Genomic DNA, 17,722 nt, shown 5'->3' with positions numbered 1-17,722 from the left:
TCACTGTTTTGTCGTCAATAAGTGATTTATGACAGTCAGAACCAAACGGTGGTGGGACGATTCTCCATGATCACGGAAATTCTCGAACACGACATTCGCGAGCGAAATGTCATCACCAGCGCCCGTCCCGTTTCGCAGACGCGCAACGACGACGTCTTCGGCCGTATCGGCCCGTTGGAAACGCGGCTTGCGCGCAATGACCGCGAAATCGACGCAGCGCAACATGTCCGCTTCCGCGTTTTCGTGGAAGAAATGGGCGCGAGACTCCCTGCTGACGCCATGCGCCGCAACCGCGATGCCGACGCATTCGACGCCGTCTGTGACCATCTGTTGGTCCTCGACAATTCCATCGAAGGCGACACCGAAGACCAGATCGTCGGCACATACCGTCTGCTGCGGCAGGAAACGGCCTTTGCCCATAACGGTTTTTACTCCGCCAGCGAATTCGATATCGAAGGGCTGATCGCCCGTCATCCGGGCAAGAGCTTCATGGAACTGGGCCGCTCCTGCGTGCTGCCGGAATATCGCACCAAAAGAACGGTGGAACTGCTTTGGCAGGGCAACTGGGCCTATGCCGTGCGCCACCGCATGGATGCCATGATCGGCTGCGCCTCCTTCCCCGGCGTGCAGCCGGAAGCGCACGCGCTGGCGCTCTCGTTCCTGCACCATACCTGTGGCGCAAAGGGTGACTGGGCGGCGCAAGCCTTGCCTGAACTCTACCGCGAAATGGACATGATGCCGATGGAGGCCATCAACCCACGCCGCGCACTCTTCGCCATGCCGCCGCTGATCAAGGGCTATATGCGCCTCGGTGCCATGTTCGGCTCCGGCGCCGTCGTCGATCACGCCTTCAACACCACGGATGTTCTGGTCATCCTGCCGGTGTCTTCGATTGCGGGCCGCTACATCAATTATTACGGCGGCGACGCCTATCGCTTCACGGGTTGATGCTTTCCGGCCAAGCTTCCTGTGGGCAGGTGGCTTCTATGTGTTGTCCTGATGGGGCGGGGCCGTTAGTCTCTGCGCTCGTTTCCCGCAACACATAGCGATGTTGAAAAGCCATTGACGGACGTTCACTCCACTGCCTCGCTCATATCCGAGGAGAGCCGCGCCTCGGCCACTCCGATGATGGAGCAATATATCGAGATCAAGGCGAACAATCCCGGTTCGCTGCTCTTCTATCGCATGGGCGATTTCTACGAGCTGTTCTTCGATGATGCGGCGGAAGCTTCGCGGGCGCTGGGCATTACGCTGACCAAGCGCGGCCAGCATCTGGGGCAGGATATTCCCATGTGCGGCGTGCCGGTGCATGCAGCCGATGATTATCTGCAAAAGCTGATCCTGCGCGGTTACCGCGTGGCGGTGTGCGAGCAGACGGAAGACCCGGCGGAGGCCAAGAAGCGCGGCTCGAAATCCGTGGTGCGGCGCGATGTCGTGCGGCTGGTGACACCCGGCACGCTGACCGAAGAAAAGCTGCTTTCGCCAACGGAATCCAATTATCTGATGGCGCTGGCGCGTATCAGGGGCAGCGGCGATGCTCAGTTCGCGCTGGCCTGGATCGATATTTCCACCGGCGTTTTCCGCCTGGCCGAAACGACGCTGACGCGGCTTCTGGCTGATATCTGGCGCATCGATCCGCGCGAGTTGATCGTCGCCGACAGCCTGTTTCATGACGAAGAGCTGAAGGCCACCTTCGATGTGCTAGGCCGCGTGGCCGTGCCGCAACCTGCCGTTCTGTTCGATAGTGCGACGGCGGAAGGCCGTATCGCGCGCTATTTTGGCGTCACGACGCTGGATGGCTTCGGCACGTTTTCCCGCGTCGAAATGGCCGCTGCTGCCGCAGCCGTTGCCTATGTCGAGAAAACCCAGATTGCCGAGCGCCCGCCTTTGGCAGCACCCGAACGGGAAAGTGCGGCCTCCACCCTCTTCATTGATCCCGCCACCCGCGCCAATCTGGAACTGACCAAGACGCTATCGGGCGAGCGTGATGGATCGCTACTGCACGCCATCAACCGCACTGTTACGGGCGGCGGAGCGCGGTTGCTGGCAGAACGGCTGATGTCGCCGCTGACGGATGCCGACAAGATCAATGCGCGGCTGGATGCCGTCGCCTATCTGCTGGATGATGTGTCGCTGTCCGATGGCTTACGCGATGCGTTGAAGCAGGTGGCGGATATGCCGCGTGCGCTGTCGCGTCTGGCGCTGGATCGTGGAGGGCCACGGGATCTCGGTGCCATCAGGATCGGGATTTCCGCCGCCGCCCATGTTGCGGAACTGCTGGATCAGGGCCTGTTGCCGGATGAACTGGCGGATGCACTTGCCGCGCTGAAAGCGCTGCCGACGACGCTGGAAGCGATGCTCGCCGCCACGCTTGCCGATGAATTGCCTTTGCTGAAGCGCGATGGCGGTTTCGTTCGCGAGGGCTCCAACCCGGAACTGGACGAGATCAGGGCGTTGCGCGACCAGTCCCGCCGGGTCATTGCCGGGTTGCAGCTGCAATATTCCGAAGAGACGGGCATCAAGTCTCTGAAGATCAAGCACAACAATGTGCTGGGTTACTTCATCGAGGTCACGGCAGGCAATGCCGATGTGATGACGACGGGTGATGAGGCCAAAGCCCGCTTCATCCACCGCCAGACCATGGCCGGTGCCATGCGCTTCACCACGACGGAACTCGCCGATCTGGAAAGCCGCATCGCCAATGCCGCCTCTCAGGCGCTCACCATCGAATTGCAGGCTTTCGAGCAGATGGTGCGGGCCGTCGTTTCCCATGCCGAAGCGATCAAGGCGGGGGCGTTGGCGCTTGCGGCCATCGACGTTGCCACCAGCCTTGCCTATCTCGCCGCCGAGCAGGCCTATTGCCGCCCGGTGGTCGATGGTTCGATGATGTTCGACATCAAGGGTGGACGCCACCCGGTGGTGGAACAGGCGCTGCGCCGCCAGTCGTCAGGGCCGTTCATCGCCAATCATTGCGATCTTTCGGCGGTGAATGGCAATCGCAACGGCGCGATCTGGCTGCTGACCGGTCCGAATATGGGCGGTAAATCGACCTTCCTGCGCCAGAACGCGCTAATCGCCATTTTAGGCCAGATCGGTTCCTTCGTGCCGGCGCAAGCGGCCCATATCGGCATTGTCGACCGGCTGTTTTCCCGCGTCGGCGCATCGGATGATCTGGCGCGCGGGCGCTCCACCTTCATGGTGGAAATGGTGGAAACCGCTGCCATTCTCAATCAGGCAACAGATCGGTCGCTGGTTATTCTGGACGAGATCGGTCGCGGCACGGCGACCTTCGATGGCCTTTCGATTGCCTGGGCGGCTGTTGAACATCTGCATGAGGTCAACCGCTGCCGTGGACTTTTCGCCACCCACTTCCACGAATTGACGGTTCTGTCGGAAAAGCTCGGTCGCTTGTCCAACGCCACCATGAAGGTGCGCGAGTGGGAAGGCGACGTGATCTTCCTGCACGAGGTGGGGCCGGGTGCGGCGGATCGATCCTACGGTATTCAGGTGGCAAGGCTGGCAGGCCTTCCGGCGTCCGTCGTGGAGCGGGCGCGGACGGTTCTGACACAGCTGGAAGATGCCGACCGCAAGAACCCGGCCAGCAAGCTGATCGACGATCTGCCGCTGTTTCAGGTGGCGGTGCGGCGCGAGGAAAGCCGCAGCCATGGCAATTCCAAGGTGGACGAGGCTTTAAAAGCACTCAACCCGGATGAGATGACCCCGCGTGAAGCGCTGGATGCGCTTTATGCGCTCAAGAAACAACTTGGCAAGGCTTGAGCCTTACAGTGCCCCTTGTGAAGGGGCATTGAACTTTTAAGATGCGCATCGTGCCTGTCCATCACGCCCTAAAATCGTTATAGGGCTATGCCAAAACTATAGCCCGTATGAAATGGATATCGGCATCAATGGCCACGAAAGACCTGGATTTCTCCGCAATACTGGATGTCGATGCGCTGAAGCAGGAATGCGAAGCCGTGTTTCAGGGCGATGGGCAGCGCGTGTCGGATGTGCGTGCCGACCTTTTGCCGATCTTCAAGAAAGCCAGCGCGCAGGGCCGCGACAAGGCACGCGAACTTCTGGACACCGAAGGCGGCGGCATTGATTGCGCGCGCCGAATTTCCTGGCTTCAGGATCGGTTGATCGAAGTTCTCTATGATCTGGCCTGCACTTACGTCTATCCCAAGGATGCGCCACAGGTGGCCATAACAGCCGTTGGCGGTTACGGGCGTGGCACGCTGGCACCGGGTTCCGACATCGACCTGCTGTTCTTGCTGCCGCCCAAAAATATGCCTGACATGAACAAGGCGATCGAGTTCGTTCTCTACATTCTCTGGGATATCGGCTTCAAGGTGGGCCATGCCACGCGTTCTGTGGATGAATGCATTCGGCTGTCGAAGGCCGATATGACAATCCGCACCGCGATCCTCGAAATGCGCTCCATCTGCGGCAAGCAATCGCTGGCGGATGAGCTGGAGCGTCGTTTCGAAACGGAAGTCGTTACCAATAGCGGCCCCGAATTTATCGCCGCCAAGCTTGCCGAGCGCGACCAACGCCACCGCAAGGCGGGTGATACGCGCTATCTGGTGGAGCCCAACGTCAAGGAAGGCAAGGGCGGCCTGCGTGACCTGCACACGCTGTTCTGGATTGCCAAATATTATTACCATGTGCGCGACACAGCCGAATTGGTGAAGCTGGGCGTGCTGTCGAAGCGCGAATTGAAGCTGTTCGAAAAGGCCGACGATTTTCTCTGGACCGTGCGCTGCCAGATGCATTTCATCACCGGCAAGGCGGAAGAGCGGCTGTCCTTCGATATTCAGCGCGAAATCGCAGCAGCACTCAACTACCAGCCGCGCCCCGGCCTGTCTGCGGTCGAACGTTTCATGAAGCACTATTTCCTCGTGGCCAAAGATGTGGGCGATCTGACCCGCATTCTCTGCGCGGCACTGGAGGACAAGCAGGCCAAGGATGTTCCGGGCCTGTCGGGCGTGTTCAGCCGTTTTGCCCATCGCCTGCGCAAAATTCCCGGCTCCGACCAGTTCGTGGAAGATCGCGGCCGCATTGCGCTCGCCAATGCCGATGTGTTTCGCAACGATCCGGTCAGCATCATCCGCCTGTTTCATGTGGCCGATATCAACAATCTGGAACTGCATCCAGATGCACTGCGTGTGCTGACCCGCTCGCTCGCTCTGATCAATCACGAGCTTCGCGACAATGAGGAAGCCAACCGGCTGTTCCTCTCCATCCTGACCTCCCGGCGCGATCCTGCGCTGACGCTGCGGCGTATGAACGAGGCGGGTGTTCTGGGCAAATTCATCCCGGAATTCGGCAAGATCGTCGCGATGATGCAGTTCAACATGTATCACCACTATACTGTCGATGAGCATCTGATCCGCTCCGTTGCCGTGCTGTCGGAAATCGAAAAAGGGCAGGCTGTCGATACGCACCCGCTGGTCAACCAGCTGATGCCCGGGATCGAGGATCGCGATGCGCTCTACGTCGCCGTACTGCTGCATGATGTGGCGAAGGGTCGGCAGGAGGATCACTCCATTGCCGGTGCCCGCGTTGCACGCAAACTGTGCCAACGCTTCCGGCTCACCAGCAAGCAGACCGAAACGGTGTTCTGGCTGATCGAGCAGCATCTGTTGATGTCGATGGTGGCGCAGACCCGTGATCTTCACGACCGCAAGACGATCACCGATTTTGCCGACAAGGTGCAGTCCATGGAGCGGCTGAAAATGCTGCTGATCCTCACCGTCTGCGATATCAGGGCCGTGGGACCGGATGTGTGGAACGGCTGGAAGGGCCAGCTTCTGCGCACGCTCTATTATGAAACCGAGCTTCTGCTCTCCGGCGGTTTCTCGGAAACATCGCGAAAAGAACGCGCCAAGATTGCCCGTCAGGCGCTCTATGATTCGCTGACGGACTGGGGCCAGAAGGCACGGCGCAAATATACCGGCCTGCATTACGAGCCCTATCTCTTGTCGGTCGATCTGGAAGACCAGATCCGCCACACGCGGTTTTTGCGCGAAGCGGACAAGCAGGAAAAAGCGCTATCGACCATGGTGCGCACCCATTCCTTCCACGCTATTACGGAAATCACCGTGCTGGCGCCCGACCATCCACGCCTTCTGTCCATCATTACGGGCGCCTGTGCTGCTGCCGGGGCCAACATTGCCGACGCGCAAATCTTCACGACGTCAGATGGGCGCGCGCTCGATACCATCCTCATCAACCGCGAATTCCCAATCGATGAAGACGAGACGCGGCGGGCCAACAATATCGGCAAGATGATTGAAGAGGTTCTGGCGGGCAAGAAGCGCGTTCCTGAGATCATCGCGACCCGCACCAAGGGCCGCAAGAAAAGCAAGACCTTCAACATTCCGCCATCCGTTACCATCTCCAACGGTCTTTCCAACAAGTTCAGCGTGATCGAAGTGGAATGCCTCGACCGCACCGGCCTGTTGGCGGATATGACGGCGGTTCTGGCCGATCTGTCGCTGGATATCACCTCTGCCCGCATCACCACCTTCGGTGAGAAGGTCATCGACACCTTCTATGTGACCGACCTCTTCGGCCAGAAGGTCATGACCGATAACCGGCAGGCGAGCATCGCTTCGCGGCTGAAGGCTGTCATGGCCGAGCAGGAAGACGAATTGCGAGACCGCATGCCGCCCGGCATCATCGCTCACCCCGATGTCGCGGCTCTGCCCGCTTCACTCACCGCGAAGGCTTGAAAACATCATGGGTTTGATTGCCAAATTCGCAACCGTCGGCACCGCGACGCTCGGTAGCCGGCTATTCGGCTTCGTCCGTGAAATGCTGATGGCCGCTGCCGTGGGCACCGGCCCGGTGGCGGATGCCTTCAATGCTGCCTTCCGTTTTCCCAACACCTTCCGCCGCCTGTTTGCCGAAGGCGCCTTCAACTCCGCCTTCGTGCCGCTGTTTGCCAAGGAAATCGAAGCCAATGGCATGGAGGGCGCAAAGCGCTTTTCGGAAGAGGTCTTCGGTGTTCTCTTCACGGTGCTGATGGCGCTGACGATCGTCATGGAACTGTCGATGCCCTTCATCGTGCGGACGGTGATTGCGCCGGGCTTCGTTGAAGACCCGACCAAGTTCGACAACACCGTGCGTCTCGCAACCATCATGTTTCCCTATCTCGCCTGCATGTCGCTGGCGGCAATGATGGGCGGCATGCTGAATTCGCTGCATCGGTATTTTGCAGCGGCGATTGCGCCGGTTTTCCTTAATATTATTCTGATCGGCGTGCTCGGCGTGGCCTGGTGGAAGAGCTACGATCCGCTCCAGGTCGGCTATGCCCTGTCCTGGGGGGTGATGGCCGCCGGTTTCGTGCAACTGGCCATCGTCTGGATTGCCGTGCGCCATGCCGGTATCAAGATCGGCTTTCGCCGCCCACGCATGACCGGCAATGTCAAACGCCTGCTGGTGCTGGCGCTACCTGCCGCCATTACCGGCGGCATTACCCAGATCAACCTTTTGATCAACACCAATATCGCATCCGGCAAAGAGGGCGTCATCTCCTCGCTCGCCTATGCGGATCGCATCTATCAGCTGCCGCTCGGCGTCGTCGGCATTGCGGTGGCGACCGTGCTGCTGCCTGAACTGGCGCGCGCTCTGCGCGGCGGCCATCAGGTGGAAGCGGCCAATCTGCAAAACCGCTCCGTCGAATTCGTGATGTTCCTGACCTTGCCAGCCGCAGCCGCCCTGCTTGTCATGGCCGAACCCATCGTGCGGTTCCTGTATGAGCGCGGCAATTTCTCGCCCTCCGCGACCATTACGGTTGCGCAAATCCTCGGCATTTACGGGCTTGGGCTTCCTGCCTTCGTGCTGATCAAGGCCTTCATTCCCGGCTTCTTCGCCCGCGAAGACACCCGCACGCCGATGATTTTTGCCGCCGTTTCTGTGGTCGTCAACGTATCGCTGGCGCTCACTTTGTTCCCGTTCTATGGCGGGCCGGGCATTGCAACGGCGGAAATCACCGCAGGCTGGGTCAACGCCGCCCTTCTCTTCGGCATGCTGCTGTGGCGCGGCCACTGGAAGCTCGACATTCCGCTTCTGACCCGCATTCCTCGACTGCTGTTTGCAGCGGCGGTCATGGCCATCGCCATCCACTATGCGCTGGCCTATCTCGCCTTCGAACTGTCATCCGCATCGTCTATCGCGGTGCGGGCCGGAACGCTGGTCGGCCTCGTTTTTGCAGCGATGATCCTTTATTTCGGACTGGCCTTCCTTACGGGTGGTTCAAGTCTTGCCATGGTCAAACGCGGATTGAAGCGTCGGCAGGCCAAGAAGGAAACTCCGGCGGAGACGACCGAAACCCCTTGATTGCAGGCTGTTGCGGGTGCATAAGCGCGGCCAATTTGAAACCGAGTCCGAAACCCAGTCTGAAACATAGGGCAAGGCCCTCCACAAGCCTTTTCGAGGATGATCATGAACGCATTCAAGCCGCTGGTTTTCTCAGGCGTCCAGCCGACCGGAAACCTCCATCTCGGCAATTATCTCGGTGCCATCCGCAAATTCGTTGCGCTTCAGCAAGACAATGACTGCATCTACTGCGTCGTGGATATGCACGCCATTACAGCCCAGCTGGTGCATGCAGACCTGAAGGCGCAGACGCGTTCGATTGCGGCGGCCTTCATTGCGGCGGGCATCGATCCGGTCAAGCACATCGTCTTCAACCAGTCGGCGGTGCCGCAGCATGCGGAACTGGCATGGGTGTTCAACTGTGTGGCGCGCATCGGTTGGATGGAGCGTATGACGCAGTTCAAGGATAAGTCCGGCAAGAATGCCGAACAGGTCTCGCTGGGTCTGCTCGCCTATCCAAGCCTGATGGCTGCCGACATTCTGGTCTATCGCGCGACCCATGTTCCTGTCGGTGACGATCAGAAGCAGCATCTGGAACTGGCGCGCGATATCGCCCAGAAGTTCAACATCGATTTCGGTGCCAATATTCGTAACGCTGGCCTTGGCGTCGATATCACCGTGGGTAATGAGCCGGTTCATGCCTATTTCCCGATGGTGGAGCCGCTGATCGGTGGTCCGGCACCGCGTGTCATGTCCTTGAAGGACGGCACGAAGAAAATGTCGAAGTCCGATCCGTCCGACCTGTCACGCATCAATCTGATGGACGATGTCGATGCAATCTCCAGAAAGATCAAGAAGGCAAAGACCGACCCGGATGCGCTGCCAAGCGAAGTGGATGGCCTGAAGGGCCGTGCGGAAGCAGAAAACCTCGTCGGCATCTATGCGGCCCTGTCCGACAAGACCAAGGCCGAGGTTCTCTTAGAATTCGGCGGCCAGCAGTTCTCGGCCTTCAAACCGGCGCTGGTTGATTTGGCGGTCACGGTTCTCGCTCCGATCAATGGCGAAATGCGCCGTCTGCTGGACGATGTCAGCCATATCGACGCGATCCTGAAGCAGGGTGGCGAGCGGGCTGGGGCTATGGCCGAAAAGACCATGAACGAGGTGCGCGACATCATCGGCTTCCTGCGTTGACACGCGGAAGCATTTTTTAATCCTGGGATTTGATATAAAGTCCGCCCGAACCGCCGGGCGGGTTTTGCCGTGACGGCGAAAACAGGAGTATGCAATGGTATCGAAACGGCTTTCGCGTCTCGAAGGACACCGCCGCAAATTTCTGGCGGTTATTGACGGAACACCCGAATGCGAAAGGGCCGTTCATTATGCCGGGCGTCGCGCCAAGAATTCCAATGGCGCTCTGGTTCTTCTCTATGTGATCCCGGAAGGCGACTTCCAGCAATGGCTTGGTGTCGAGCAGATCATGCGGGCCGAAGCGCTCGAAGAGGCCGAGGCGTCGCTGGCCAAGGTGGCGCAGAAGGTGCGTGAGAGCGTCGGTATCGAGCCGGAAGCGGTGATCCGCGAAGGCAATGCCGCCGAACAGATCCACGGACTGATCGAAGAAGACCGCGATATCGCCATTCTTGTTCTGGCGGCGGGATCGACCAAGGATGGTCCAGGTCCACTGGTGTCTTCCATCGCCGGGCGTGGGGCTGCGTTCCCCATTCCGGTGACGGTTCTGCCGGACACTTTGACAGATGAGGAAATCGACGCGCTCTGCTAAGGAGTGGCAGGCTGCGATGCAGATTTCTTGACTATGTTTATCATGTCAGGACTTGAAGTCAGGCTTCGTCCGGCGTATTTTGGAAGTATTCTAAATTCCGGGATGTCCTCCTGACGTCCCGAAGGAGATTGCAATGTTCATTCAGACGGAATCCACGCCGAACCCGGCAACGCTGAAGTTTCTTCCCGGCAAGGTCGTTCTGGAGAGCGGCACGGCGGAGTTCCTGAATGCCGCGCAGGCGCAAGCCTCGCCGCTGGCTGCGGTTCTGTTCGAAATTCCGGGTGTGACCGGCGTTTATTACGGCTTCGATTTCATCACCGTCAGCAAGGATGGCGCGGAATGGCAGCACCTGAAGCCCGCCATCCTCGGCTCGATCATGGAACATTTCATGTCCGGTCGCCCGCTGATGGGAACGGCTGTTGCGGCTGAAATTTCCGACGAGGAAGAAGAGTTCTTCGAAGCAGGCGATGAGACGATCGTTGCTACGATCAAGGAACTTCTCGAAACCCGTGTTCGTCCTGCCGTTGCGCAGGATGGCGGCGACATCACCTTCCGTGGTTTCCGCGATGGTACTGTCTTCCTCAACATGAAGGGCGCATGCTCGGGCTGCCCGTCTTCTACGGCCACCCTGAAGCATGGTGTGCAGAACCTGCTGCGCCACTTCGTGCCTGAAGTGCAAGAGGTCGAGGCCGTCTGATAAAGAGGCGGCTTGATCCATGATCGTTCTTTCCATCGACACATCAGGTGTGGATTGCTCTGCCTGTCTCTATGACAGTGCTGAGGATGCCGTGCTGGGTGAAGTTACCGAGAATATCGGCAAGGGCCATGCGGAACTGCTGATGGGCATCATCGATGGTGCCTTGAGCCAAGCGTCTCTGACGCTTCAAGACGTCGAGCGAATTGCCGTAACCATCGGTCCGGGTTCCTTTACCGGCATTCGCGTTGGTGTGGCCGCTGCGCGCGGCTTTGCTCTATCGCTGGGCATCGAGGCCGTGGGCATCACCACGCTGGAAACGCTGGCGGCGCATCACCATGCCCAAAATCCTGGACTGCCGGTGGCCGTCGGGCTGGATGCCAAGCGTGACGAGGCCTATCTCCAGACCTTTGCTGCGGATGGATCGCCCTTGAGCGAGCCAGCGCTTCTGTCGCTGGACGATGCGAAATCCGCACTTGCAGGCTTTGCTGGCACTGTTATCGGCTCTGCCGCACCGCTTTTTGCGGGTGGAGAAACGGGCTCCGGGCCGGACAGGTTTGCGATTGCGAGGGTTGCCCGTCTGGGCGCGCAAAAGCCTGAAGGCATGCCGAAACCCGCACCGCTTTATCTGCGCGGACCGGATGCCAAGCCGCAGGCAGGATTTGCGCTGGAACGCCGCCCGGTTGCCTGATAGGGCAATCGATAGCTATTCTGCGGATGATTCCCTGCAATGTTTGACGATTATCTCAGCTGGAAACCGTTTTTCGAAGTCGTGACGATGGAGCACGTCGACTCCGCCGATGTTGCCACCCTCCATCAAGAGCGCTTTCCGCGACCGTGGAGCGACGGCGAATTTTCGAGCCTTCTGGGTCAGTCTAGCGTGTTCGGTTTCATCGCGCGCCAGACCAATGCGTTTTTCAGCAAGCCGCTGGGTGGTTTCGTTCTGTCGCGCGAAGCAGGTGGAGAAGCCGAAATCCTGACCGTTGCCGTCAGCGACAAGTTTGCCCGCTCCGGCCTCGGCTGGCGGCTGATGCAGGCGGCGATGCGGGAAGCGAGTATGCGCGGTGCGGAAACCATGTTTCTGGAGGTGGATGGCGGCAATCTGTCGGCCATCGGTCTTTATAAAAAGCTCGGCTTCAAGACGGTCGCCGAGCGGCAGGCGTACTACACAGCGAAAGACGGTACGAAATCGACGGCGCTTGTCATGCGTCGTGATCTTCGCTAGTTCGTGTAGACATTGAAATCAGCGCTTTGCGCCATCCAACGGAAGCATCTGGAAGCCGGACGACGTGATAGACCTCTCTAAAACCCTGGAAGAACTTTGTGCCGAGCGCGGTATGCGCATGACCGATCAGCGTCGGGTGATTGCCCGCGTTCTCCAGGAATCCGACGATCACCCAGACGTCGAAGAGCTGTATCGTCGATCGTCTGCGGTTGATCCGCGCATCTCCATTTCCACGGTCTATCGCACGGTCAAGCTGTTCGAGGATGCCGGTATCATCGAGCGGCATGACTTTCGTGATGGCCGTTCGCGCTATGAGACCATGCCGGAAGAGCATCACGATCACCTGATCGATCTCAAGCATGGTGTGGTGATCGAGTTTCATTCACCGGAAATCGAAGCGCTTCAGGAAAAGATCGCCCGCGAACACGGCTTCAAGCTGGTGGATCACAGGCTCGAACTCTATGGTGTTCCGCTCAAGCCCGACGAAAACTGAACCGGACATGGGGCCACGGAGCGAATGAAGCGATGATGTGGCTGCGGGTTATCTATCTGGTTGTCCTTCTGTCGCTGGTCACACTGGTACTGCTGCCGGTGCAGCTTCTGGCCCTTTGTTTCGATTTGCCGATCAGGCGTCGTCTGCCGCGCTGGTGGCACAGGGTTGCCTGCCATGGGCTGGGCATCAAGGTTCATGTTCACGGTTCGCTGGAGCGGGCAAAGCCGCTGCTTCTGGTGGTCAACCATGTGTCCTGGAAGGACATCATGATTGTCGGCAGCGTGGCCGACGTGGCCTTCATCGCCAAGACGGAAGTGCGGCACTGGCCGATCTTCGGGGTTTTGGCCCGTTTGCAGAAAACCATTTTCGTGGCGCGCGAGCAGAAGCGTGCCGCAGGCGCGCAGGTCAATGAGATTGCGGAACGTCTGGCAGGTGGCGAAATCGTCGTTCTGTTTCCGGAAGGGACAACATCCGACGGCAACCGGCTGCTGCCCATCAAGTCATCGCTGTTCGGTGCGGCCTCCAGTGCTGCCGATCAGGTGCCGGGGCAGATGGTCTATGTCCAGCCCATGGCGATTGCCTATACCGGCATTCAGGGCATGGCGATGGGGCGTTACCACCGCAGCGTTGCAGCCTGGCCCGGCAGTCTGGAATTGCTGCCATCGCTTTTCGGGTTGATGAAGGCGGGCGCTATCGATGTGGACGTCTCCTTCGGCGACGCCATTCCCTTTCACCGGGGCGATAATCGCAAGACCCTGAGCGCGGATGCGACGGCGTCTCTGCGGGCCATGTTGAATTTCTCTTTGCGCGGCGGATGGCGAAAGTCTCGCTAACCGAACATTTTTCTGTTTAATCTGGCGCTCAAAATCATTAGATAGCGGCCATGACCCAGGAAACGATCGGCCTCGAGGCCGCCCCAACTGCTCTTCGCGAAGGCGCAAACAGCCGTAAGGTCTTTATCAAGACCTATGGCTGTCAAATGAATGTCTATGATTCCGTTCGCATGAGCGATGCTCTGGCGAAGGACGGCTACGTGCCGACCGAAGACATGGGCGAGGCGGATCTGGTTCTTCTCAACACCTGTCACATCCGCGAAAAGGCCGCCGAGAAGGTTTACTCCGCGCTGGGCCGTCTTCGCGACATGAAGAAATCCCGCGAGGAGCAGGGCCGCGAATTCATGATCGGCGTGGCCGGTTGTGTGGCGCAGGCTGAGGGTGAGGAAATTCTGCGCCGTGCACCGGCGGTCGATGTGGTCATCGGCCCGCAGACCTACCACCGCCTGCCGGAAGCCTTGAAGCGCGTGCGTGGCGGCGAGCGCGTCATCGAGACCGAATATGCGGTTGAAGACAAGTTCGACCATTTGCCGGTCGCGGAAAAATCGAAGCTGCGTGCGCGTGGCGTAACAGCCTTTCTGACGGTGCAGGAAGGCTGCGACAAGTTTTGTACCTTCTGCGTGGTGCCCTATACGCGCGGGTCGGAAGTCTCGCGGCCTGTGCACCAGATCGTCGATGAGGCCATGAAGCTGGCGGATGCCGGCGTGCGCGAAATCACGCTGCTGGGCCAAAACGTCAATGCCTGGCGCGGAACCGGCCCGAAGGGTGAGCAATGGGGCCTTGCCGAACTGCTTTATCGTCTGGCGGAAATTCCCGGTCTTGCCCGACTGCGTTACACCACCAGCCACCCGCGTGACATGGATGATCAGCTGATTGGCGCGCATCGCGATCTGCGCAGCCTGATGCCCTATCTGCATCTGCCAGTGCAATCCGGCTCGGATCGAATCCTGAAAGCCATGAACCGTCGCCACACCGGCCAGGAGTATATTAGGCTTATTGAAAAGATTCGTGGCGCCCGCCCTGATATTGCCATGTCCGGGGATTTTATTGTTGGTTTCCCCGGTGAGACGGATCAGGATTTCGAAGATACGCTCGCCATCGTGGATCATGTGAAATACGCGCAGGCCTTTTCGTTCAAATATTCGACACGCCCCGGCACGCCGGGTGCGGATTTGACCGATCAGGTACCCGAGGATGTGAAGGCCGAAAGGCTGGAGCGACTACAGGCTTTGTTGCTGAAACAGCAGCATGACTTTGCCGGATCGCTGGTCGGCAAGACCATGGATGTGCTGCTGGAGAAGCCGGGCCGGATGCCTGGCCAGTTGATCGGACGATCTCCTTGGCTGCAATCTGTGAATCTTGATGCAAACGACATGAAAATCGGCGACATTATTCATGTACGAATCACCGCAACGGGTCCAAACAGCTTGTTTGCCGAGGTGGCATAAAGCTAGAGTGAGGAACCCACACTGATTAGGACGGGAGCCTGACCGCTTGAACGCACACGAATTGGTATCACCCTCATCGCGCCAGCCACGCCCAGCCGCGACCGACGCCAATCACTTCGTCCTCACGTTCGAGAATAACAGGATAGCCGGAGAGCTATTCGGTCAGTTCGATCAAAACCTGAAATTGCTGGAACAGCGACTGAACATCGATGCGCGCCCGCGCGGCAATTCCGTTGCCATTACCGGTGAACTGGTTGCCACCAATCAGGCACGCAGGGCGCTGGATTTCCTCTATCAGCGTCTGCTGAAGGGCGGAAGTGTCGAGGAATCGGACGTCGAAGGTGCCATCCGCATGGCGGTGGCTGCCGATGACCAGCTGACCCTGCCGACCATGGAACGCAAAGCCAAGGTCTCCATGGCGCAAATCTCCACCCGCAAAAAGACCATTGCTGCCCGCACGCCGACGCAGGACGTCTATATGCGGGCGCTGGAACAGTCGGAGCTTGTCTTCGGTGTCGGCCCTGCCGGTACCGGCAAGACCTATCTGGCCGTGGCACACGCCGCCCAGCTTCTGGAACGGGGCGTGGTGGATCGCATCATCCTGTCGCGTCCAGCGGTGGAAGCGGGTGAACGTCTGGGCTTCCTGCCCGGCGACATGAAGGAAAAGGTCGATCCCTACCTTCGTCCGCTCTATGACGCGCTTTACGACATGATGCCGGGCGACAAGGTGGAGCGTGCCATTCAGGCTGGCGTCATCGAAATTGCGCCGCTCGCCTTCATGCGCGGACGTACGCTTGCCAATGCTGCGGTCATTCTCGATGAGGCCCAGAACACCACGACGATGCAGATGAAGATGTTTCTGACGCGTCTGGGTGAAAACGGCCGCATGATCGTGACCGGTGACCCGAGCCAGGTGGACTTGCCACGCGGCGTGAAATCCGGCCTCGTGGAAGCGCTGCAAATCCTGCCCGATGTCGAGGGTGTGTCCGTCGTTCGCTTCAAGGACGTCGATGTCGTTCGCCATCCGATGGTCGCACGCATCGTCCGCGCCTATGAAGCCCAGACGGCAGTGCCAGACGAAAGCCTGCCAAGAGGCGTGTGACGCAGACATGACGGCATTGGATATACAGATCAGCGTCGAAGCAGATCGCTGGCCTTCGGAAGAGGAATTGCTTGCATTCAGCAGCCGGGTTTTGAGCCCGGCTGTCGATTTTCTGAAATCGGAAGAGAATCAGCCCTTCCCGAAACAGCCAACCGAGCTATCGCTGGTCTTTACGGATGACGAAGCCATTCGCGAAATCAATGCCGAATGGCGTGACAAGGACAAGGCGACGAATGTCCTGTCTTTTCCGGCCTATCCGCTGGAGCCTGGCGGCATGCCGGGGCCGATGCTGGGTGATATCGTCATCGCGCGCGAGACTGTTGAGCGCGAGGCCCTTGATCTGGAGAAGAGTTTCGAGGATCATTTGACACATCTTCTGGTGCATGGATTTTTGCATCTTTTCGGTTACGATCATCTGGACACCGAAGAAGCGGAAGAAATGGAAGGGCTTGAGACTCGCATTTTGGCCAAGCTTGGTCTATCTGATCCCTATGCGGGACAGGAACCGCTTTGATTTAACAGTTTGGGACCATGAACGAACATTCGGCACGACCGCCCCTGGAGGGCAAAGACACCGGGGAACAATCCTCATCGGAGGAGGGCAGTAGTCCCTTACGGCAGGACTATCAGGCCAAACCCAGAGCCAGCATCTGGTCTCGCATCTCGCGGCTTCTAAAGCCATCGCAGGGCGAGCGTCTTCGAGAAGACATTACCGACGCGCTGATGACCGATACCGAAATCGGCGCCGCGTTTACGCCCGAAGAGCGGGCAATGCTCAACAACATCCTGCGTTTCCGGGAAGTCCGCGTCGAGGACATCATGATCCCGCGCGTCGATATTGACGGGCTCGATCAGGACATGACCATCGGCGAAGCGATGATCCTGTTCGAAGAGACTGGCCGCTCGCGCATGCCTGTCTATGACGAGACGCTGGATAACCCCAAGGGCATGATCCATATTCGTGATCTTCTGTCCTTCATCGGCAAGCAGGCCCGCAACAAGCGCCGCGTCGGCTCGCGTGCTGCCGCAGGAGGCGAAGCCAAGGCTGCGAAATCGCCCCGCGCCAATTTCGACCTTGCCCGCGTCGATCTGGAAAAAACGCTGGCGGAAGCGGGTATCATCCGCAAAATCCTCTTTGCGCCACCATCCATGCTGGCCTCGACTCTTCTCAAGACCATGCAGGCGCAGCGCACCCAGCTGGCGCTTGTCATCGATGAGTATGGCGGCACGGACGGCCTCGTCAGCCATGAAGACATCGTGGAAATGGTCATTGGTGATATCGACGACGAGCACGACAAGGACGAGACGATGTTCTCGCGCCTGTCCGCCGACGTGCTGATTGCCGATGCGCGTGCCGAACTGACTGAACTGGCCGAGGCCATCGGCCCGGATTTCGATGTGCGCGAGCATATCGAGGAAATCGATACGCTGGGCGGTCTGATTTTCTTCGCGCTGGGCCGTATTCCGGTCAAGGGTGAAGTGGTCCGGGCGGTGTCCGGTTTCGAATTCCATATTCTGGATGCTGATTCCCGCCGCATTAAGGGCGTGCGCATCGTGCGCAACCAGTCTTCCGAGGGCGAGGATGACCAAGCGCCAGCGGACGCGCCGAGTGACGTCGTTCTTGCGTTGCCTTCGCCTGAACGTCGGGCGGATAACGCTCCTGCATGATCCAGCAGTCTCTGCTATTCAGGCGCTCGCAGGATTTCTATTCTGCGGGCGTTTTGTCTCTGGAACCCCGAGTATCAGGCTGTTGGATGCAGTGGACGCGCCGTTTTTTTTACAGTAAGTCCCGTTGAGCAGACGGTGTCGCCTCCCGTGTATCTCGTGT

The 17,722-nt window shown here is 59.0% G+C and carries 15 protein-coding genes; all 15 read left to right on the top strand.

Annotated elements, in window-relative coordinates; genetic code table 11:
- Nucleotides 1–66 precede the first annotated feature (66 nt).
- The 15 genes from ASF29_RS15695 (at nucleotide 67) to ASF29_RS15625 (ending at nucleotide 17,562) form a co-directional block, all read left to right on the top strand.
- Nucleotides 67–948 carry a GNAT family N-acetyltransferase gene (locus ASF29_RS15695; RefSeq protein WP_062451588.1) on the top strand — a complete coding sequence of 294 codons (882 nt, stop codon included), beginning with the start codon at nucleotides 67–69 and terminating at the stop codon, nucleotides 946–948.
- Between the two features lie 114 nt (nucleotides 949–1,062).
- On the top strand, nucleotides 1,063–3,777 hold the full coding sequence (mutS, locus tag ASF29_RS15690; protein WP_062451587.1) for a DNA mismatch repair protein MutS: 2,715 nt from the start codon (nucleotides 1,063–1,065) through the stop codon (nucleotides 3,775–3,777).
- 128 nt (nucleotides 3,778–3,905) lie between these two features.
- Nucleotides 3,906–6,734, top strand: a complete 2,829-nt coding sequence (locus tag ASF29_RS15685) for a [protein-PII] uridylyltransferase (RefSeq protein ID WP_082453524.1) — start codon at nucleotides 3,906–3,908, stop codon at nucleotides 6,732–6,734.
- A gap of 7 nt (nucleotides 6,735–6,741) precedes the next feature.
- Nucleotides 6,742–8,343 carry a murein biosynthesis integral membrane protein MurJ gene (murJ, locus tag ASF29_RS15680; protein WP_062451585.1) on the top strand — a complete coding sequence of 534 codons (1,602 nt, stop codon included), beginning with the start codon at nucleotides 6,742–6,744 and terminating at the stop codon, nucleotides 8,341–8,343.
- 105 nt (nucleotides 8,344–8,448) lie between these two features.
- Nucleotides 8,449–9,513 carry a tryptophan--tRNA ligase gene (trpS, locus tag ASF29_RS15675; protein WP_062451696.1) on the top strand — a complete coding sequence of 355 codons (1,065 nt, stop codon included), beginning with the start codon at nucleotides 8,449–8,451 and terminating at the stop codon, nucleotides 9,511–9,513.
- Nucleotides 9,514–9,607: 94 nt separating this feature from the next.
- Nucleotides 9,608–10,099: a universal stress protein gene (locus tag ASF29_RS15670; protein WP_062451584.1), complete on the top strand. Its 492-nt coding sequence runs from the start codon at nucleotides 9,608–9,610 to the stop codon at nucleotides 10,097–10,099.
- 133 nt (nucleotides 10,100–10,232) lie between these two features.
- Nucleotides 10,233–10,796, top strand: coding sequence for a NifU family protein (locus ASF29_RS15665; protein WP_062451583.1), 564 nt, complete (start codon nucleotides 10,233–10,235; stop codon nucleotides 10,794–10,796).
- A 19-nt stretch (nucleotides 10,797–10,815) separates the two neighbouring features.
- Entirely contained in the window at nucleotides 10,816–11,484 is a 669-nt protein-coding gene (gene tsaB, locus ASF29_RS15660) for a tRNA (adenosine(37)-N6)-threonylcarbamoyltransferase complex dimerization subunit type 1 TsaB (protein WP_062451582.1), read from the top strand.
- Nucleotides 11,485–11,523: 39 nt separating this feature from the next.
- Nucleotides 11,524–12,018, top strand: coding sequence for an N-acetyltransferase (locus ASF29_RS15655; protein WP_062451581.1), 495 nt, complete (start codon nucleotides 11,524–11,526; stop codon nucleotides 12,016–12,018).
- Between the two features lie 64 nt (nucleotides 12,019–12,082).
- Complete coding sequence (locus ASF29_RS15650; protein WP_062451580.1) at nucleotides 12,083–12,511, top strand: Fur family transcriptional regulator; 429 nt, start codon at nucleotides 12,083–12,085, stop codon at nucleotides 12,509–12,511.
- Between the two features lie 32 nt (nucleotides 12,512–12,543).
- Nucleotides 12,544–13,344, top strand: coding sequence for a lysophospholipid acyltransferase family protein (locus ASF29_RS15645; RefSeq protein ID WP_062451579.1), 801 nt, complete (start codon nucleotides 12,544–12,546; stop codon nucleotides 13,342–13,344).
- A 50-nt stretch (nucleotides 13,345–13,394) separates the two neighbouring features.
- Nucleotides 13,395–14,792 (top strand): tRNA (N6-isopentenyl adenosine(37)-C2)-methylthiotransferase MiaB, encoded by a 1,398-nt coding sequence (miaB, locus tag ASF29_RS15640; RefSeq protein WP_062451578.1) that lies wholly within the window; start codon nucleotides 13,395–13,397, stop codon nucleotides 14,790–14,792.
- Nucleotides 14,793–14,838: 46 nt separating this feature from the next.
- Nucleotides 14,839–15,894, top strand: coding sequence for a PhoH family protein (locus ASF29_RS15635; RefSeq protein ID WP_062451577.1), 1,056 nt, complete (start codon nucleotides 14,839–14,841; stop codon nucleotides 15,892–15,894).
- Between the two features lie 7 nt (nucleotides 15,895–15,901).
- Nucleotides 15,902–16,408 carry an rRNA maturation RNase YbeY gene (gene ybeY, locus ASF29_RS15630; protein ID WP_062451576.1) on the top strand — a complete coding sequence of 169 codons (507 nt, stop codon included), beginning with the start codon at nucleotides 15,902–15,904 and terminating at the stop codon, nucleotides 16,406–16,408.
- Nucleotides 16,409–16,425: 17 nt separating this feature from the next.
- The gene (locus ASF29_RS15625) at nucleotides 16,426–17,562 is read left to right on the top strand and encodes a hemolysin family protein (RefSeq protein ID WP_062451575.1); all 1,137 of its coding nucleotides are present in this window, start codon (nucleotides 16,426–16,428) and stop codon (nucleotides 17,560–17,562) included.
- The last annotated feature ends 160 nt before the right edge of the window (nucleotides 17,563–17,722 follow it).

Source organism: Rhizobium sp. Leaf262 (assembly GCF_001422245.1).
GTDB lineage: Bacteria > Pseudomonadota > Alphaproteobacteria > Rhizobiales > Rhizobiaceae > Agrobacterium.
The sequence above is the reverse complement of the archived record's forward strand: the minus strand, read 5'-3'. Positions and strand labels throughout refer to the sequence as shown.